16 protein-coding genes and 1 tRNA gene are annotated in these 18,424 nt (G+C 68.7%); 10 read left to right on the top strand and 7 right to left on the bottom strand.

Going from position 1 to position 18,424, the window contains the following annotated elements; genetic code table 11:
* Positions 1 to 24 precede the first annotated feature (24 nt).
* Entirely contained in the window at positions 25 to 1,404 is a 1,380-nt protein-coding gene (locus ACFO8M_RS18850; protein WP_387978395.1) for an aldehyde dehydrogenase family protein, read from the top strand.
* Between the two features lie 3 nt (positions 1,405 to 1,407).
* Here the strand turns inward: ACFO8M_RS18850 and ACFO8M_RS18845 are convergent, their stop codons facing one another.
* Positions 1,408 to 1,893, bottom strand: coding sequence for a MarR family winged helix-turn-helix transcriptional regulator (locus ACFO8M_RS18845; protein WP_387978393.1), 486 nt, complete (start codon positions 1,891 to 1,893; stop codon positions 1,408 to 1,410).
* Between the two features lie 96 nt (positions 1,894 to 1,989).
* Between ACFO8M_RS18845 and ACFO8M_RS18840 the strand changes: the two genes are divergently transcribed.
* From ACFO8M_RS18840 to ACFO8M_RS18830, 3 genes are all read left to right on the top strand, one after another.
* Positions 1,990 to 2,418 (top strand): nuclear transport factor 2 family protein, encoded by a 429-nt coding sequence (locus ACFO8M_RS18840; protein WP_387978391.1) that lies wholly within the window; start codon positions 1,990 to 1,992, stop codon positions 2,416 to 2,418.
* A gap of 25 nt (positions 2,419 to 2,443) precedes the next feature.
* On the top strand, positions 2,444 to 3,310 hold the full coding sequence (locus ACFO8M_RS18835; RefSeq protein ID WP_387978389.1) for a haloalkane dehalogenase: 867 nt from the start codon (positions 2,444 to 2,446) through the stop codon (positions 3,308 to 3,310).
* Positions 3,311 to 3,662: 352 nt separating this feature from the next.
* On the top strand, positions 3,663 to 4,865 hold the full coding sequence (locus ACFO8M_RS18830) for a sulfotransferase family protein (protein WP_387978387.1): 1,203 nt from the start codon (positions 3,663 to 3,665) through the stop codon (positions 4,863 to 4,865).
* 13 nt (positions 4,866 to 4,878) lie between these two features.
* Here ACFO8M_RS18830 and ACFO8M_RS18825 read toward each other — a convergent pair whose 3' ends face one another.
* Complete coding sequence (locus ACFO8M_RS18825; protein WP_387978385.1) at positions 4,879 to 7,029, bottom strand: serine/threonine protein kinase; 2,151 nt, start codon at positions 7,027 to 7,029, stop codon at positions 4,879 to 4,881.
* 215 nt (positions 7,030 to 7,244) lie between these two features.
* On the opposite strand from ACFO8M_RS18825, the gene ACFO8M_RS18820 reads away from it, so the two are divergent.
* Genes ACFO8M_RS18820 through ACFO8M_RS18810 form a run of 3 tightly spaced genes read left to right on the top strand, consistent with a single transcriptional unit; the run spans position 7,245 to position 8,896 of the window.
* The gene (locus tag ACFO8M_RS18820; protein ID WP_387978384.1) at positions 7,245 to 7,691 is read left to right on the top strand and encodes a hypothetical protein; all 447 of its coding nucleotides are present in this window, start codon (positions 7,245 to 7,247) and stop codon (positions 7,689 to 7,691) included.
* A 3-nt stretch (positions 7,692 to 7,694) separates the two neighbouring features.
* Positions 7,695 to 7,931 carry a helix-turn-helix transcriptional regulator gene (locus ACFO8M_RS18815; protein WP_387978382.1) on the top strand — a complete coding sequence of 79 codons (237 nt, stop codon included), beginning with the start codon at positions 7,695 to 7,697 and terminating at the stop codon, positions 7,929 to 7,931.
* Positions 7,928 to 8,896 (top strand): NAD(P)-dependent alcohol dehydrogenase, encoded by a 969-nt coding sequence (locus tag ACFO8M_RS18810; RefSeq protein WP_387978380.1) that lies wholly within the window; start codon positions 7,928 to 7,930, stop codon positions 8,894 to 8,896. The genes ACFO8M_RS18815 and ACFO8M_RS18810 overlap by 4 nt, the downstream gene beginning before the upstream one ends.
* A 26-nt stretch (positions 8,897 to 8,922) precedes the next feature.
* On the opposite strand, the gene ACFO8M_RS18805 is transcribed toward ACFO8M_RS18810, so the two are convergent.
* Together ACFO8M_RS18805 and ACFO8M_RS18800 are read right to left on the bottom strand one after the other, a co-directional pair.
* Positions 8,923 to 9,858 carry an SAM-dependent methyltransferase gene (locus tag ACFO8M_RS18805; RefSeq protein WP_387978378.1) on the bottom strand — a complete coding sequence of 312 codons (936 nt, stop codon included), beginning with the start codon at positions 9,856 to 9,858 and terminating at the stop codon, positions 8,923 to 8,925.
* Between the two features lie 246 nt (positions 9,859 to 10,104).
* Positions 10,105 to 10,178 (bottom strand) — tRNA-Phe (locus tag ACFO8M_RS18800).
* A gap of 237 nt (positions 10,179 to 10,415) precedes the next feature.
* Here ACFO8M_RS18800 and ACFO8M_RS18795 point away from each other — a divergent pair.
* Positions 10,416 to 11,663 (top strand): glycoside hydrolase family 27 protein, encoded by a 1,248-nt coding sequence (locus ACFO8M_RS18795; RefSeq protein WP_387978376.1) that lies wholly within the window; start codon positions 10,416 to 10,418, stop codon positions 11,661 to 11,663.
* 433 nt (positions 11,664 to 12,096) lie between these two features.
* On the opposite strand, the gene ACFO8M_RS18790 is transcribed toward ACFO8M_RS18795, so the two are convergent.
* Positions 12,097 to 12,498, bottom strand: coding sequence for a VOC family protein (locus tag ACFO8M_RS18790; RefSeq protein WP_387978374.1), 402 nt, complete (start codon positions 12,496 to 12,498; stop codon positions 12,097 to 12,099).
* Positions 12,499 to 12,579: 81 nt separating this feature from the next.
* On the opposite strand from ACFO8M_RS18790, the gene ACFO8M_RS18785 reads away from it, so the two are divergent.
* Complete coding sequence (locus tag ACFO8M_RS18785) at positions 12,580 to 13,326, top strand: TetR/AcrR family transcriptional regulator (protein WP_387978372.1); 747 nt, start codon at positions 12,580 to 12,582, stop codon at positions 13,324 to 13,326.
* A gap of 51 nt (positions 13,327 to 13,377) precedes the next feature.
* On the opposite strand, the gene ACFO8M_RS18780 is transcribed toward ACFO8M_RS18785, so the two are convergent.
* Together ACFO8M_RS18780 and ACFO8M_RS18775 are read right to left on the bottom strand one after the other, a co-directional pair.
* Positions 13,378 to 15,234: a YhgE/Pip family protein gene (locus ACFO8M_RS18780; RefSeq protein WP_387978370.1), complete on the bottom strand. Its 1,857-nt coding sequence runs from the start codon at positions 15,232 to 15,234 to the stop codon at positions 13,378 to 13,380.
* Positions 15,231 to 16,130 (bottom strand): hypothetical protein, encoded by a 900-nt coding sequence (locus ACFO8M_RS18775; RefSeq protein ID WP_387978368.1) that lies wholly within the window; start codon positions 16,128 to 16,130, stop codon positions 15,231 to 15,233. The genes ACFO8M_RS18780 and ACFO8M_RS18775 overlap by 4 nt, the downstream gene beginning before the upstream one ends.
* 150 nt (positions 16,131 to 16,280) lie before the next feature.
* Between ACFO8M_RS18775 and ACFO8M_RS18770 the strand changes: the two genes are divergently transcribed.
* Entirely contained in the window at positions 16,281 to 18,365 is a 2,085-nt protein-coding gene (locus tag ACFO8M_RS18770) for a S9 family peptidase (RefSeq protein ID WP_387978366.1), read from the top strand.
* The last annotated feature ends 59 nt before the right edge of the window (positions 18,366 to 18,424 follow it).

Below are 18,424 nucleotides of genomic sequence, written 5' to 3'. Positions count from 1 at the left end.
GCCGATTCCCGCTACGCTCATGGCATGACCGGCAACGACATTCACTCCACGGTTGACCGCCTCCGCAACCATTTCGCGACCGGCCGGACCAAACCCCTGCCGTGGCGGCTGGAACAGCTCAAAGGCCTCGACAAGATGGTGCGCGAAGCCGGCGACGAACTCGCCGACGCACTCCGCGCCGACCTGGGCAAGGCCTCCCCCGAATCGTTCCTGGCCGAGATCGACTTCGTCGCCGCCGAAGTCCGGGCACTGCGCAAGCACCTGCGAACCTGGTTCCGCCCCAAGCGGGTCTACACGCCGCCGCACCTGCAGCCCGCGAAGGCGTACGTGCTGCGGGAACCGCTCGGCGTCGTCACCGTCATCGGGCCGTTCAACTACCCGGTGCAGCTCCTGCTCGCACCCCTCGCCGGAGCACTGGCCTGCGGTAACGCCGTCGTGGTGAAGCCGAGCGAGACCTCGGGCACGACCGCGGCGGTGCTGGAGCGGCTCATCGGCGAATACCTCGACCCCGATGCGGTGGCGGTGGTGCAGGGCGGGCCGGAGGTCACCGAGGCGCTACTGGCCGAGCGGGTCGACCACATCTTCTTCACCGGGTCGGCGCGCGTGGGCCGGGTCGTCGCGAAGGCCGCGGCCGAGCACCTGACACCGGTCACTTTGGAGATGGGCGGGAAGAGCCCGGCGATCGTGGAGCCGGGTGCCGACCTGGCGACGGCGGCGCGGCGCATCGCCTGGGGCAAGTTCATGAACGCCGGGCAGACCTGCGTCGCGCCCGACTACGTGCTCGCCGTCGACGGCGTCGGCCCGGATCTGGAGAAGCACCTGGCCGAGGCGGTGCGGGAGATGTACGGGCACGCGCCGGCCGACAGCCCGGACTTCGGGCGGATCGTCGACGAACGCTCGTTCGACCGGCTCGCGCGGTTCCTCGGCGAGGGCCGCCTGGTGTGCGGGGGCGGGCACAGCCGCGAGGAGCGGTACATCGCGCCGACGGTGCTCGCCGACGTGTCGCGTGGGGACGCGGTGATGAGCGAGGAGGTGTTCGGGCCGATCCTGCCGATCCTCGCGGTGGACTCATTGGACGAGGCGATCGCGTACGTCAACGAGGGCGAGAAGCCCTTGGCGCTGTACGCGTTCACGAATTCGGACCTGACGCGGCGCAAGCTCTTGACGCGCACGGCGTCCGGCGCGGTGGGCTTCAACGTGCCGATGGCGCACATCGACGTCCCGGGCCTGCCGTTCGGCGGGGTGGGGCATTCGGGGCTCGGCGCCTACCACGGCAAGGCCTCGATCGAGACGTTCAGCCACGCGAAGTCGGTGCTGGACAAGCCGCTCGCGCCGGACACGCTGCGAGTGGTCTATCCGCCGTTCACGGCGCTGAAGGAACAGGTGCTGCGCCGCCTGCGGTAGGCGTCAGGACTCGGCCGGTACTCCGGCCATGTGGGCGTTGACGCGCCCGAGCAGGTCGAACAGTTGACGGCGCTCGGCCGCCGACAGCGGCGCGAGCATGTCCTCGTTCGCTTGGGCGAGCAGCGCGTCGAGTTCACCGAGCCGTTCCGTGCCCGCCTCGGTGATGGTGATGACGTTGCGGCGCTTGTCGCCCGGGTCGGGCGCGCGCATGATGCGGCCGTCCTCGGCGAGTTCGTTGAGGACCGCGACCAGGTCGGAGCGGAAGACGCCGGTGCGGTCGGCGAGCTGCGCCTGGCTGGCGGGTCCGGCTTCGGCGAGCGCGGACAGGACCATGAAGTGGCGCCGGTGCGCGCCGACGGAGCCGAGGGCCCGGCCGGCGATCCGGCCCGCTTGCGCGGCGGTCATGCCGACGAGGCGTGAGAACTGGTGCCGCATCCGTTCGGGCATCTGCTCGCCGCGGTCGAATTGCAGGTCGTCCTGGGTGTCCATGCGCTGATCCTACCCCTCTTGCGTTAGTGACACTAACGATGTATATTCGTTAGCGACATAAACGTTAGCATAACTAACGACTTTGAGGAGCCTTCCATGTCCGACAACCTGATCCGCGAACTCGCCGACCGCGCCGAACTGGCCGACCTCGTCGCCCGCCACAGCCTTTGGATCGACGAGGCCCGCTACGACGAGTCCGCGCGACTCTTCACCGAGGACGTCACCGCCAAGACCCGCGGCGGCGAGCTCGCCGGCCGCGACGCGCTCACCGATCTGGCCCGCTCGCGCCACGGGGAGTACCGGCGCACCCTGCACTCCAAGGGCAACCTCGTCATCGAACTCGCGGGCGACACCGCGACCGTGCGGGCCTCCGACATCGCCGTCTACGTCCTCGACGACAAGACCGAGGCCGTCGCCGCCGCGATCCACCGCTACGGCGCCCGCCGCACCGCCGACGGCTGGCGCTTCGACCACCTCGAGGTCGAACCCGTCGCCCTCACCACCGCCCTCGACCGCGCTCTCTGATACCCGTCCCCTGAAAGGCGACAGCATGAACACCATCGACCTCCTCGACTCCCACATGGCCTATATCGATGCAGGACAGGGCGAGACGACTGTCGTGCTGCTGCACGGCAACCCGACGTCCTCCCACATCTGGCGGCACGTCATCCCCCGCCTCACCGGCTCGGCGCGCGTCATCGCCCCGGACCTGATCGGGATGGGCGAGTCCGGGAAGCCCGACATCGACTACTCCTATGCCGAACACGCCGCCTATCTGGAGGCGTTCCTCGACGCGCTCGGCGTCGCGAACCCGGTGCTGGTCGGCTACGACTGGGGCGGGTCGCTCGCCCTCGACTGGGCCGCAAGGCATCCGGGCCAGGCCCGGGGCGTGGTCCTCATGGAGACGTTCCTGCGGCCGATGACCTGGGCGGAGTTCCCGGCCGGCGCCGTCGAGTTCTTCCGGACCCTGCGCACCCCGGGCGCGGGCGAGCGGATGGCCCTCGAGGAGAACTGGTTCATCGAGAACGCGATCCGCGCGACCAACGGCGGCATCGCGGACGCGGACATGGCGGTCTACCGCAAGCCCTACCCCGACCCGGCTTCGCGCAAGCCGCTGCTGGCCTGGCCCAGGCAGATCCCGCTCGGCGAGGCGGGCGGCCCGTTCGAGCCGGCCGAGGTCACCGCGCGCTTCGAGGACTATGTCCGTTGGATGGTCTCGACGCCGGAGGTGCCGAAGTTGCTGCTCACGGCCAGTCCGTATGGTCTCGGTTCACCCGCGATGGTCGAGTGGGCGAAGACGCGGGTCGCCGGGCTCACGGTGTCGAGCATCGGCGAGGAGGTCGGCCACCACGCGCCGGAGGACGCCCCTGAGGCGATCGCCGAGGCGGTGCTGGGTCTGCTCTCGCGCCTTGCGTGACCGCCGAATGACGACGGCGCTCAAGCAAGAAAAAAGAGCCCTGGCCGACGGTGAAGTCGGCCAGGGCCCATACCCCTCGAAGACAAGCTTGCAATGATCGTACCAAGCCACTTGCGCGCGCTAGAGCTGGGCCGGTGCACACGGATCGCCAACGGTCCCAACGAATTTGTATACAACGGCGAACCCGATCAATCCATAAAGGACTTGCATTCGATCGATTCCGATAGGCGCCACGGCGCGCCAGTCTGTACCTGGGCAGCTCCGATCGGTTATATTGTGCCCCTTGGCGGTGACATTCCGTTCCATTCGGGGATACGAATTCCTTAAGGGACATAGTGTCGAGAGGATTTCGATGCGACGTACGGTGCTCAACGCCGCGCTCGCCCGCTCAACGCGGGCCCGCCGCGACCCCGAAGCGGCCCTTGAGGTCTGGCGCGAACGGGCCGCCGCGGTCCGCGCCGCCGCCGACATCGGCGACGCCCTCGCCCCCGACGACCAGGCGTTCACCGACGACCTCGGCTTCCTGCTCCAATGCTTCGCCCGCGTCCCCGACCTCACCCCGCTCGGCTGGACCGTGCAGCTGCGCAGCGCCGAGCAGCGCCTCGCGAACCGCCTGCGCATCAAATCGATCCACACCCAGAACCCCCACGTGGGCGCCGAACCGATCGAACGGCCCGTCTTCATCGTCGGCCTCCCGCGCACCGGCACCACCGTCGTCCACCGGGTCCTCGCGGGCGCCGAACCCCACCGCGCACCGCTGCTCTGGGAGCTCCAGCGCACGGGCCTCGACCAGGACGACGCGAGCGCCGCCCGCGCCCGCCGCGCCGTCGAACGCGACGCCAAGGCGCTCACGCGGCTCGCACCCGACTACGCCGCGATGCACCCGCTGCGCGCCGACCGGCCCGAGGAGTCGATCGCGCTCATGTGGCGCACCTACTTCCCGCTCAGCTGCGCACCGCTGCCCGACTGGCGCGCCTGGATCGACCAAGCCGACCTCACCGCCGACTACGAATACCTCAAACAGGCGCTCCAAGTACTCCAATATGGACGTACACGGCGGCGCTGGATCCTGAAATTCCCCGGCCACGTCGCCCATCTCGACGTGATCCGCCAGGTCTTCCCGGACGCCCGGTTCGTCTGGACGCACCGCGACCCGGTCGCGGCCGCCGCCTCGTTCTGCTCCCTCGTCGAGACCCTCAATGGCGTGCACTGCAAGCGGACCGACCCGGCCGCGATCGGCCGCACCTGGCTCGGCATCCTCGCCGAATCGATCGCCCGGGGCCGGAAGCTGCGCCGCGCGCTCCCCGACGACACGGTCGTCGACGTCAGCAGCCATCGGCTCGCCTCCGACCCGCATCGCTTTGCACCGCAACTGCTCGAACGCGTCGGCGCGCCGTGGACCCACCGGGACCGCGACGGCCTCAACGCGATCGCGGGACCGCCCGGCCGCACTCCGGCGCGCACGTACGCCCTCGAGCGCTTCGGGCTGAGCGCCGACGCGGTCGAGGAGGCGTTCGGCGACTACCGCGAGAGGGTCGCCGACCTCAAACGCTGAACCGTTGCAGCCCTTACAGGTACCGCCAGCACACCGTGTAGGCGTGGTCGGGGAAGTCGTTGCTGATCCAGGTGCTCCAGCCGTCGTCCCCGCACCAGTCCAGGTTCTCGTACTCGTCGATGCGGCCGGTGACGTAGGTGTTCGCGCTGTCGCAGTCGGAGAAATAGAACAGCGCGGTCCCGGCGTCGGGGTCGCCGCTCATCGACATGCAGTCGTCCTGGGTCGCGTACCCCATGTCGTCGGGGTAGATCATGCTCAGGCACAGCACCACGTCCAGATAGGTCTGGGAGGTGGTGAACGTGTAGTTCTGGTTGTAGTAGACCGACTCCGTGCACGCGGCCGGGTCCGACTGCCCTTCGAGGCGTTCCAGCACTTCGAAGGCGCCTTCCTGGCATTCGATCCCGTACCACGCGGAGACGCTGTCGTTCGGGCCGAACACGCACTCGCCGACCTGGGCGTGGTACGCGTCCCCGTTGGGGTGCAGGTAGCTCAGGCACAGCACCAGGTTCCCCGTCGGCGACGAGACGCTGGTCGTCACGTCATCGACCGAGTCGCAAGAGGACAGATCCTGGGTGTCGTTCACGATCTCGACGACCTCGAAGCTGCCGTCCTCGCAATACGAGGGCTCCAAGTCGGCCGTCGTCTCGTCGCCGTAGTCCCAGAAGCAGTCCCCGACCACCGCGTCGACGACGGGGTCCGTGACCTCCTCGACCGGGTCGGTCTCGCTGCCGCCCCCACCGGTCTCGTCCCCGCCGCCGGTGGCGTCGGCGGTCTCATTGCCCGAGGTGATCGTCGGATCCTTGTCGTCGTCGCCGAGCCCCGGGAGGATCACGATCAGGGCGATCACGACCACGGCCAGCACCGCGAGCACCCCGTACAGCACCGTCCGATCGGTCTTCGGCCCCTGCGGCGGCAGGTAGGGACCGCCCGGAGGCAGCACCGGGCCGCCAGGTTGCATCGGACCGCCCGGCTGCATCGGCGCCCCCATCGGCGGATACCCCTGCGGCGCAGGCGGATACCCCGAAGTCACGGGAGAAGGCCCCGTCTGCATGGGCGAGAACCCGGGTGACACAGGCGCATACGAGGTCGGCGGAGCCGACGGATAGCCGATCGTGGACGGCTCAGCCCGCATGGGATTGGACTGCACAGGATTGGACTGCACGGGGTTGGGCTGCAGGGGATTGGACTGCACCGGATTGGGCTGCGCAGCCGCGATGCCGGGCCCGAACATCACCACGGTCTTGTTGGGGCGCACCGAGGTTTCCCAACCGAGACGGCGCGCCAGGTCGGCGACCTGGACGCGCTGGAGTGCCTCGACCGCGGCGACGCCGGGCGGCCACGGGGCCGCGAGCGGCTCGCCGATGCGCGTGACGAGTTCGGCGGCGCTGATGCGCTCCTCAGGCTGCTTGCGCAGGCACGGCTCGACGAGGAAGCGCAGGCCCTCGGGCAGCCGTTCGAGGCCCGGGTCGCCGTCGACGACCCGGTTCATGATCTCGTACAGCGCCTCGGCGTCGAACGGGTTCGCGCCGGTGCTCGCCGTGATCATCGTGGTGCCCAACGAGAACAGGTCGGACGCCGGGCCGATGGACTGCCGGGTGATCTGCTCGGGGGACATGAAGGCCGGGGCGCCGATGAGCGCGCCGGTCTGGGTGATCGAGGCTTCGCCCCCGGATTCCTCGGGGATGCGCGCGATGCCGAAGTCGATGATCCGCACGCCGTCCTCGGTGAGGATCACGTTGGAGGGCTTGAGGTCCCGGTGCACGACGCCGTAGGAGTGGATCTCGGCAAGCGCCGAGGCGAGCCCGTGCATGAGGCGCCGGGCGGACGCCTCGTCCAGTGGCCCGTTGGCGTTCACCGCCTCCGCCAGCGTAGGGCCGTGGAAGAACTCGGAGGCGAGCCAGGGTTCGGGCGCGTGTTCGTCGGAGGCGAGCACGGCGGCGGTCCAGCGGCTGGCGGCTACCTCGCGGGAGGTGATGACCTCGCGGCGGAACCGGTAGCGGAACTGGGCGTCGTGCAGGAGGTGCGGGCGCATGACCTTGAGCGCCACCAGTTGTCCGTCCCCTGCGGCGGCGAGGAGGACGCGGCCCATCCCGCCCTCGCCCAGTTCGGCGAGCACCCGGTAGGGCCCGATCTCCCGCGGCTCGTCATCGCGGAGTGGCTTCATGCGACGGCTCCTGAACTCGGCGTATCCCAACGAATCGCAACGTTAGAACCCCCCGTCACAACTCTGTCATGACCGGTCGGGACCTATATCCCCAATTCACGCCACGATCGCGGCCTTGCCCACCGAGCCGCCATGTAAAGCATCCTTGACATCATGTTAGCTGTGCTTTACTCTCAATGATGTAAAGAACTCTTGACATCAGGAGGCGTGCCGCCATGAACCAACCCCTTGACGACAACGAACCGAGACCCCCCATGACCTACGGCGAACGACACGCCTGGGGCTACCTCACCACCGCCATCGCCGTACCGATCGTCTACGGCGCCATCATGCTCGACCGCCTCGGCTCCACCCCTGCCGAGCAGATCGACTTCCAAGTGCCGCTGCTGCTCGCCATCGGCATCTCCATAGCCCTCAACGTCTTCCTCGCCCCCGCACCACAACGCGGACGCGACCGTCGCGACGAACGCGACATCGCCATCGACCGCCGCGGAGCCGCCGCCGCCTACCGCACCCTGATCTTCGGCGCCGTCCTCGCACTCGCGGTGACCTCGCTCGAAGCCTCGCCGTTCTGGATCGCCAACGCGCTCTACCTCGCGTTCGTGCTCTCGGCCGTGGCCGAATCGATCGTCAAGATCGCCGCCTACCGGCGAGGATGGTGACCTGTGGGCAAACGCACCAACGTCACCAACAACATCCGCGCCCTGCGCTTCGCCAACGGCGAGATGACCCAGGCGCAACTCGCGGACCGCATCGACGTCACCCGCCAGACGATCATCGCGATCGAACAAGGCCGATACTCCCCCTCACTGGAGATGGCCTTCCAGATCGCCAGGGTCTTCGGCGCCCCCCTCGACGAGGTCTTCGGCTACGAGCCCGACCGGGAAACGGAACCCTCATGAAAGCCCTTGTCCAGCACGGCTACGGCCCGCCGAAATCGCTCAAGGTGGCCGACATCGACACCCCCGCGCCGGGACCGGGCGAAGTCCTCGTCCAAGTGGCGGCCGCGGGCCTCGGCGCCGACGTGTGGCACCTGACCACCGGCCTGCCCTACCCCGTGCGGCTCGTCGCCGGACTCCGCCGCCCGCACCAGACGATCGCGGGCCTCGACCTCGCCGGACACGTCACGGCCATCGGCGAAGGCGTCCACGACCTCGCCGTGGGCGACCGGGTCTTCGGCACCGGCCTCGGCGCCCTCGCCGAAACCGCCCGCGCCCGGGCCGACAAACTCGCGCTCCTCCCCGGCAACGTCGGATTCGAAGCCGCGGCCGCCACCCCGATCTCAGGGGTGACCGCCCTCCAGGCCCTGCGCGACAAGGCCGAAGTGCAAGCCGGCCAACGCGTCGCGGTGCTGGGCGCGGGCGGCGCCGTCGGCTCGTTCGCCGTCCAGATCGCCAAGATCCTCGGCGCGGAGGTCACCGGCGTGTGCGGGCCCGCCAAGGCCGACCTGGTCGCCGACCTCGGCGCGGACCACGTCATCGACTACACGCGCTCGGACTTCGACACCGGCGCGCCCTTCGACGCGATCATCGACACCGCGGGCCACCGGCCCCTCCGCGTCCTGCACCGCGCCCTCACACCTCGCGGCACCGCCGTCATCGTCGGCTCAGAGACCGGTGGCCGCTGGCTCGGCGGCGTCGACCGCCAGCTCAGGGCCGCACTCCTGTCGCCGTTCACGACTCGGCGCCTCGGCTCCCTCATCGCGGCCGAAGACCGCGCCGAACTCGAAACGCTCGCCGGATACCTGGCCGAAGGCCGCCTGCACCCGGTCACCACCCCCGCGGAAAACCTCGAAGCGGCCCCAGAAGCCCTGCAGCGCTGGACGAAAGGCACCACGGTCGGCCGGACCGTGGTCACGGTCCAATAGCCGGACCGCCCGCCGCGCTCCGGGAATCAGCCGAAGCGGCGAAGCACCACGGTCACTTCGTTCCGGTTGTGCCGCAACTGACGAGCGAACTCGATGTCGTACTCGGATCCAAGGATCTCGAACGCCTCATCGAGCTGCGAGAGCACATGATGAGTCCCGGTCTTCAGAGTCGTGATCGCCAGCCCGAACGGCTTGAGCAATGCCGCCCCGTCGCACATCAACCGGCTCGAGCGGTCCGGGCTCATCTTCATGTCGTTCACGATGAGATCGAAACGGCCCTTGCCGCTCCGCACGAAATTGCCGGCCGTGGTCCGCTCGTGGACCACCCCGGGCAACCGCAGCACGCGTGGATCGAGATCGCCCGGGTCCACCGCGGTGGTCCTGAAACCGCGGCCCGCCAGAATCCGGGTCCAACCCCCCGGGGCCGCACCGAAGTCCAAGGCGTCCCCGCCGTCCTCGATCGGGAAGACCTTGAACAGCTCCTCGAGCTTGAACTCGGCCCTCGACACCTGATCCGGGGTCTTCGACAAGCGGACCTCGCCGCCCGGCCAGGAACTCAGGCTGTCCGCGACCCGGTTGACACCGACGATCGCGGACTTCGGAGTGAAGCAGATCGACACCACGACCGCACTACCGGCACGAGTGACCCGGTACCCGCGACCGCTCAGCACCTCGGCCGCGCGCTCCCAGGCGTCGTGCCGACTGAACTTGTACGACACCTTGCCGCTCAACCAGATCTGCAGAGAAATCTCGGACTCAGGGCCCAATTCACGCCCGCCCAGCTCACGAACGGCGGCATCGACCAGGTCGATCACCGAATCCAAACCGGCATTCGCATGATCGAACTCGGCGACCACATTCGTGAGGTGCCGCGGGAACACCATCGGCACCCGCTCGACCAGCTCAGCGAGGTCCCTCGCCGTCGACTTCCCGGTCTCGACGATGGCGGACTCCTCGCCCACCCTGCGGACCTCGACGACGTCCTCGACGTACCGGAGGATCTCCTCCTTCGCGACCGGCCAGGAATCCGCCGCCATGGAGATCAGAGACTTTCGCGATGCCATGCCGATTCCCTCGAAGTTCCACTAGTCGATTGCCGCGATGAACACCCGGTCCCGAACGGCCCGCCCCGAATCAAGGACTGCCCCCGTAAAAGGGAAATCCCCGCCCTCCAGCACAAGTCCTGGTAGACGGGGATATCTCTGCGGTGGCCAGGGCCGGGATCGAACCGGCGACCTATCGCTTTTCAGGCGATCGCTCGTACCAACTGAGCTACCTGGCCAAGAGGTGCATCGCGCGCACCGCCGTGAACACTGTACAGCACCGCCGGTCACGCGCTCCATGCGGCATTACCGCGAACGCAACCGCGACCCCCGCCCCCACCCGACCCCGCCCAGACCGGCCCTCCAGGCGCCTGAGCAGGTTAAACCCAAGGGCCGCAACCCCTTCCGGAGGCGTGATCAAGGGCGCCGGTGAGCGCGGGTAGCGTACATGGGACCTAACCCCCGAGGAGGATTCTGTGACCCGACTCGCTGCCACGCCCCCCATGGGCTGGAATTCATGGGACGTGTTCGGCACTTCGGTGACCGAAGCCGAAACCCGCGCCAACGCGGCGTTCATCGCCGAGCACATGGCCGAACTCGGCTGGGAGTACGTGGTCGTCGACATCCAGTGGTACGACCCCGCGGCCCGCGCTGGCGGCTACAACTTGGGCACCAAGCTGGTCCTCGACGAGTACGGGCTCCCCCAACCGGCCCCCAACCGCTTCCCCTCCGCGGCCGGCGGCGCGGGATTCAAGCCGCTGGCCGACTATGTCCACTCCCTGGGTCTGAAGTTCGGCGTCCACATCCTCCGGGGCGTCCCCCGCCAGGCGGTCGCCGCGAACACCCCCATCAAAGGCAGCGAATACACGGCCGCGCAGATCCCCGACCGCGAGCGGCTCTCCTCCTGGATCGACGACAACTGGGGCATCGACCACTCCCACCCCGGCGGCCAGGCCTACTACGACTCCCTGGTGCGCCAGTTCGCCGACTGGGGCGTGGACTACATCAAGGCCGACGACATGATCGCCCCCTACTGGGAGGACGAGGTCGAGGCCTTCTGGCACGCGGTCGACCGCGCCGACCGCGACATCGTGCTCAGCCTCTCGCCCGGCATGAGCCTCTCGACCGAGCACGCCCAGCACCTCCAGCAGCACTCGCACCTGTGGCGGATCTCGGCAGACCTGTGGGACCGCTGGCGCGACATCGACGCCCAGTTCGACCTCCTCCGCGCCTGGGCCCCGCACGCCGGCCCGGGACACTGGCCCGACGCCGACATGCTTCCACTGGGACACATGGGCATCCGAGCAGAAGTCGGCGAGCCCCGGCAGAGCCTGCTGACCCCCGATGAGCAGCGCACGATGCTCACCCTGTGGTGCATCGCAAGGTCCCCCCTCATGGTCGGGGCCGACCTGCCCACGTCGAGCGCTGAAACGATCGAACTGCTCACCAACCCCGAAGTCCTCGCCGCCCAACGACACCCCGCAGGCGCCCGCGAAGTCTGGCGCCAGGGCCGGCACGTGGCCTGGGCCTCGGAGGACGGGGCCTTCGCAGCGGTCTTCAACCGGACCACCGAGGCTGCCGAACTGCAGCTGCCGTGGTCAACCCTCGGCGTGGCACAGCCCGAGCGGGTGCGGGACTGCTGGAACCGCTCGGACATCGTGCCCGGGGATCATCTCCGGGCAAAGCTCCAGCCGCATAGTGCGGCGCTGTTCCGGCTGTCTTGAGTCATGGCAAGCCGATAGCCGTCCCGAGGTCGGGAAGTAGCGGTGCGGGGCGGTCGGGCTGGTGTGCCCGGCCGCCCCGTATTCCGCGGAAAAGCTGGTCCTGCGGGGACCGCGCGCGGGTGGGTTCCCGCGCGCGGTCTCGGTATGGTGGCGTTCGCGAATCCCCTCTATCGCCGCCATCCCGCAGGGCCAGATGGCTTTTTGCCCCAAGGCTGACACGGTTTGCAATCGGTCGACAACAGAAAGTTTCCGCCTGTGGATAACTTCCGGTGCAACGGACTTCCCACGGGTGGCAGCTTTGTGGACGGTGTCCGCGGTACCGCTGGCGAGGTTCATCTGACGCATCCCACCACGGTGTCACGGCTTGCATCCGATCGACAACCGTGAGTTCTTCTCTTGTGGATAACTTTGCGGATGTCGCCATCAACGCAGGTCAGGATCCCGTGGACTGCCCAGGGTCGGTCATCCACTGCACGAGCTGGATGATGACGCCGTTCGGGTCCGCGGTCTGGAAGTAGCGCTCGCCCCATTCCTCGGTCTCGATCGGCGTGGTGATGGCGACGCCCTCGGCTTGCACCCGGGCGTACTCGGCGTCGATGTCGTCCACGACGAAGGCCAGGAGGAGGCCGTCGGCGTGGCCCTTGGCGCTCTCGGGCTTGAAGGTGGGCAGGCCCGTCTTCAGGAAGATGACGTTGAAGCCGGCGTCCGGACGCGAGAGCGAGACGAAGCCCTCCGCGGCCATGTCCTCCGCGAAGCCGTAGTGGCGCTTGAGGAAGTCGGCCGAGGCGGTCGGGTCGGCGACGTTGAGCGAGACGGCGGATGAGGTGATGCGCATGTGCGGCTCCTTTTCTTCGTACGTTGTATATTGTACAACGTACGATGTACAGCGTACAAGCTTCTCGGATAGGATTTCCTCGTGACTGCCGCCACTGATACACCGAAGCCGAACCTGCTCGAACTGCTCTGGAGGGCCGCGCCGGAAACCGCGCGCGGGCCCCGCAAGCAGCTGACCGTCGACGAGGTCGTCAAGGCCGCCATCCGCTTGGCCGACGCCGAAGGGCTGGAAGCGGTCACCGTGCGCCGCCTCGCCCAGGAGTTGGGGAAGGCTCCGATGACGCTCTACACCTACGTGCCGGGGAAGAGCGAGCTCGTCGCGCTCATGCTCGACGCGCTGTTCGAGGCCATGGAGCGGAAGTCGGTCTCGGGAGCCTGGCGGGACCGGCTCACCGCCGTGGCCCGTGACAACTACGCGCTCTACCGGGAACATCCATGGGCCGCAGCCGCATCGCCGAGCCGGCCGCCGCTCGGGCCCGGCCAGTGCGCCAAGTACGAGCACGAGCTGCAGGCCCTCGAAGACCTGGGGCTCAGCGACATCGAGATGGACGACGCGCTGGCGTACCTGCTCGCGTTCGTGCGCACCGCCGCGCAGGACGCGGCCCAGTCCGACGCCGAGCGCGAGGCCAGCGGCATGAACGATCAGGAGTGGTGGGAGGCCAACGGGCCCCTGCTCGCGAAGGTCCTCGACACCGAGCGCTTCCCGACCGCTGTCCGCGTCGGACAGGCCGCGGGCGAGGCGCACGACGCGGCCTACGACGCCGAACACGCGTTCGCGTTCGGTCTGGCGCGGACGCTCGACGGGCTCGCCGTCCTCATCGAACGGTGACACAAACGGCAGTCGGCCCGGTCGCCCATGGGCGACCGGGCCGACTGCCGCTCAGACCTGGAGCGGCACGTTGAGGCCGTCGGGCTTCCACTTGCGGCGGGAAGCCACCACCACCGACGAGACCGCCAGCGAGCCGACCAGGTACGCGCCCAGCACGAGCAGCGCCCTGACCACGTGCGCGACCTCGCCTCCGCTGATCGTCACCCGCAGCGCGTCGACCACATAGCTCATCGGCAGCAGCGGATGCAGGAACTGGAAGAACGCGGGCGTCGTCTCCACCGGGTACAGCCCGCCGGCGCTGGTCAGCTGCAGCATCAGCAGCACCACGATGAGCAGGCTCCCCGCCGTTCCCAGCGCCAGCTTCAGCAGGTGCGCCATCGCCGAGAACGTGAGGATCACCAGCACCGACACCCCGATCGTCGCCAAGACGTACTTCGGGTCGAGGCCCAGACCGAGGTCGACGACCACGTACAGCACCAAGGCGCTGAGCACGCCCAATGCCGCGCTCGGCAGCCAGCCGCCGATCGCCACCGGCACCGAGCGCAGCGGCCCGGCCAGCGCTCGGGCGTTGATCGGGCGGAGGACGAAGTAGGCCATGAGGCCGAACACCCACAGTGCGACGGCGATGAAGAACGGTGAGAGGCCGCGGCCGTAGGTGCCGGCGGGGTTGAGGTTGTCCTCTTGGACGGTGACGGGGCTGCCGTAGGCCTCGGCGTTGTCGGCGTCGTCGGCCGGGTTGGTGCTGGGGACGGTTTCGGCGGCGTCGGTGAGGGAGGTGGCGAGGGTGTCGGCGCCGTCCTGGAGTTCGGGGAGGCCGTCGGCGAGGTCGCCGGCGCCGGTTTGGGCGGTGGCGGCGGCGTCGGCGACCTGGTTGGCGCCGGTGGCGACGTCGGCGGCGCCGGTTTTGAGGTCGGTGAGGTCGTTGGAGGCTTGGTCGAGGGTGTCGGTGGAGGTGTCCTGGACGGTGGTGTTGGCGGTTTGGATGTCGTTGTTGACCTCGTCGGCGTCGTCGATGTAGGTCTGGAGCTGGGCGCAGGCGTCGGCGTCGGCGGTGTCGGCGCCGCAGAGGGTGCTGTAGACGGTGTCGAGGTCGCTGTTGGCGCGGTCGGCGAGGTCGGCGGCGGAGGCGGCGCCGGTTTGGATCTGGGTCCAGTTGTCGGCGAGGGTTTGGACGACGGGTTGGGCGACGTCGACGGCTTGGTCGACGCCGTCGCTGACCTGGTCGGCGCCGTCGGCGACTTCGTTGGCGCCGGCGGTGAGGTCGCCGAGGCCGCTTTCGAGTTGTGCGGCGCCGGTCTGGGCGCTGCCGATGCCGTCGGAGAGTTGATGTGCGCCGTCGGCGGCTTGGGTGAGGCCTTGGTTGAGTTCGGTGAGGTCGCCGAAGATGGTGGTGGCGAAGGTGACGTAGACGGCGGTGTTGATCTGGTTGCGGAGTTCGGATTCGACGGTGGAGGCCATGATGCCGGCGACGTAGCCGTTGGCGTCGTTGAGGTCGAATTCGACGGTGGCCTGTTCGGGGTCGGTGCCGGAGAGGCTGGCGAGTCGGGCGGAGAAGTTCTCGGGGACGGTGATGGTCATGTAGTAGTCGCCGTCTTCGAGGCCGCGTTGGGCTTCGCCTGCGGTGACGAATTGCCAGTCGAAGATGCGGTCTTCTTTGAGTTGGTCGACGAGTTGGTCGCCGCCGTTGATCTGGGTGGTGTCGCCGTTGACGACCACGGTGGCGCCGGTGTCCTCGTTGACGACGGCGACGGGCATCTGGTCGAGTTCGCCGTAGGGGTCCCAGGCGAACCAGAGGTAGAGGCCGCCGTAGACGAGGGGGATGAGGATGATGGCGACGAGCGCGGCGGTGCGGATGGGGTGGCCGCGGAAGCGCCGGAGTTCGGTGGCGGCGAGTTTGAACGGGCTCAACTGTGCGCTCCTTTTCGGTTGCGGCCGTGGCGGCGTTCGTCGGCGGCGGGTGGTTCTTGAGCGCGGAGGTCGATGATGGTGTCGGCGGGCGGGTCGGATCTGGTGCAGGCGGCGAGGACGAGTTGTCCGGCGTCGGCGACGGTGCGGAGGGCTTCGAAGACGCGTTCGGAGCCGCAGGTGTCGAGGCCGGTGTCGGCGTCGTCGACGGCGATGGCGGGGGTGCGGGCGGCGGCGGCGCAGGCGATGGCGAAGCGGATCTGGTCGATGCGGGGGAGGAAGCCGAAGGTGTCGCCGGTGTCGATGGTGAGGGCGAGGCGGTCGAGCCAGGCGTTGATGTTGGCGCGGGTGGCGGTGCCTTTGGAGACGGTGGTGGTCTCTTTGATGCAGGCGCCGACGGTGGCGTAGGGGTCGAAGCGGATCGGCGGTCCGGCTTGGGCGATGGTGAAGCGGCGGCGGATGTGGCCGGGTCTGGTCTGGCCGTCGACTTCGAGTGCGCCGGTTCGGTGGGGGAAGCGGCCGGTGAGGGCGAGGAGGAGTGAGGAGCGGCCGTCGCCGCCGTCGCCGCAGATGGCGACGAGTTGGCCGAGGCCGGCGGTGAGGGTGACGTCGGTGAAGATGGGGCCTTGGCGGCCGGTGGCGGTGAGTCCTCGGGCGGTGAGGAAGGGGGTGCCGACCGGGCGGTCGGGGACGGCGGTGTGTTCGAGGGTTGCGGTGGGCGGGGTTTCGCCGACGGTGGGCAGTGGGGCGGTTTCGCTTCCGCCGCTTCCGGAGTCGCCGTCACTTGCGGGCGTTTCGGGCGTTGGCCGCCTCGGCGAAGCTTGCGAGCCGTCAATTAGCCCCCTCGGCGAAGCTTGCGAGCCGTCAATTGGTCTCGCCTCGTCGCTCCTGTCGCTCATGGACACTATCCTCACAGGCCGGTGCGCCCTGGTTCGGGCGATTTTGCGGGTTGATGACCGCATAGATGTTACCCACGAGTAACTTATGTGCGGAGTGAGGCAGCCGTGCTGTGACCGGCGCGTCCCGCGCGCGGCCCTTACAGTTGAGACATGTCGGAAATGCAACCAGCGAAACCCACGGCGCCCCGCCGCGATCACCCGCGCACTCACCACGGCGACACCGTGAACGACCCGTACGCCTGGCTCAAGGATCCCGAGGATCCCGCCACCGTCGAATACCTCAAGGCCGAGAACGCCTTCGCCGAATCGCGCACCGCCCACCTCGCGACGCTGCGCAAAAGCATCTTCGGCGAGATCAAGAGCCGCACCCAGGAGACCGACCTCTCCGTCCCGGTCCGCAAGCGCGGCTGGTGGTACTACGGCCGCACCGAGGAGGGGAAGCAGTACGGCATCCAGTGCCGCCTGAAGGCCGACGGCGACACCCCGCCCGAGATCGAGGCCGGCACGGCCGTCGAGGGCGAGGAGATCCTGGTCGACGGCAACGAACTCGCCGAGGGCCACGACTTCTTCTCCCTGGGCACCTGCGACGTCTCCCCCGACGGGAACCTCCTCGCCTACGCCGTCAACTACTCCGGCGACGAGCGGTTCACCCTGCGGTTCAAGGACCTCCGCACCGGCGAGGACTTCCCCGACGACATCCCGAACGTCTTCTACGGCGGTTCCTGGTCGCTCGACGGCTCCGTGTTCTTCTACACCAAAGTGGACGACGCGTGGCGGCCGTACCAGGTGTGGCGGCACGTCCTCGGCGAGCACGAGGACAAGGACGTCCTGGTCCACCAGGAGGACGACGAGCGGTTCTGGACCGGCATCGACCTCACCCGCTCCGAGCGGTACCTGTTCATCGTCTCCGGATCCAAGATCACCACCGAGGTCCGCTACCTCGACGCCGCCGACCCCACCGGCGAGTTCGCCGTCTTCGGGAACGGCCGCGTCCAGGGCGTCGAGGTCTCCGTCGACCACCAGGGCGACCGGTTCTGGGTGCTGCACAACAAGGACGCAGAGAACTTCACCCTCGGCTGGACCCCCGTCGAGGACACCACGCAGTTCCACGAGGTCATCGCGCACGACGAGGCCGTCCGGCTCGAATCCGCCGACGCCTTCGCCGACCACGTCGTGGTCTCGATGCGCCGCGCCGGGCTCTCGCAGGTAGCGATTCTGGATAACGGTCAGTTGACCGAAATCCAGTTCGACGAGCCGATCTACGCCGTCGGCCTCGGGGAGAACCCCGACTACGACTCGCGCCAGATCCGCCTCGGCTACACCTCGCTCGTCACGCCGTCCTCGGTGTACGACTACGACATCGACACCGCCGAACTGCACCTGCGCAAGCGGACGCCGGTCCTCGGCGACTTCGACCCCGCCGACTACGTGCAGTACCGCGAATGGGCCACCGCCGCCGACGGCACACAGGTCCCGATCTCCATCGTCGCCAAGAAGGGCGTCACCGCCGACGGGACCGCACCGTGCCTGCTGTACGGCTACGGCTCCTACGAGCACTCCATCGACCCGTACTTCTCCATCGCCCGCCTCAGCCTGCTCGACCGCGGCGTCGTCTTCGCGATCGCGCACATCCGCGGCGGCGGCGAGATGGGTCGCCAGTGGTACGAGCAGGGCAAGCTCCTCCACAAGCGGAACACGTTCACCGACTTCGTGGACTGCGCCGAGCACCTGGTCGACGTCGGCTGGGCCGCACCCGACCGGATCGTCGCCCGCGGCGGCTCCGCCGGCGGCCTCCTCATGGGCGCCGTCGCCAACCTCGCCCCCGCGCGGTTCGCCGGCGTCCTCGCCGACGTCCCGTTCGTGGACGCGCTCAACACGATCCTCGACCCGACCATGCCGCTGACGGTCATCGAATGGGAGGAGTGGGGCAACCCGCTCGAGTCGGCCGAGGTCTACGAGTACATGAAGTCGTACTCGCCCTACGAGAACATCACGGACGTGCGGTACCCGTCGATCCTGGCCGTCACCAGCCTCAACGACACCCGCGTGGGCTTCCACGAGCCCGCCAAGTGGGTCGCGAAGCTGCGCCACGAGAGCCCGGAATCCGACGTGCTGCTCAAGACCGAGATGGAGGCCGGCCACGGCGGCCGCTCCGGGCGCTACGACGCCTGGGAGGAAGAGGCCTTCAACCTCGCCTGGGTGCTTGACAAGCTGGGCGCAGCCCAGATTGCCTGAAGCACAGCGCTCGGACGCCGCCTAGTCCCGCAACGCACGAGGCCCGGTCCCGCCGTCGG

Origin of the sequence: Glycomyces rhizosphaerae, assembly GCF_042647865.1 — a bacterium.
GTDB classification, from domain to species: Bacteria; Actinomycetota; Actinomycetes; order Mycobacteriales; family Micromonosporaceae; genus Glycomyces; species Glycomyces rhizosphaerae.
The sequence above is the reverse complement of the archived record's forward strand: the minus strand, read 5'-3'. Positions and strand labels throughout refer to the sequence as shown.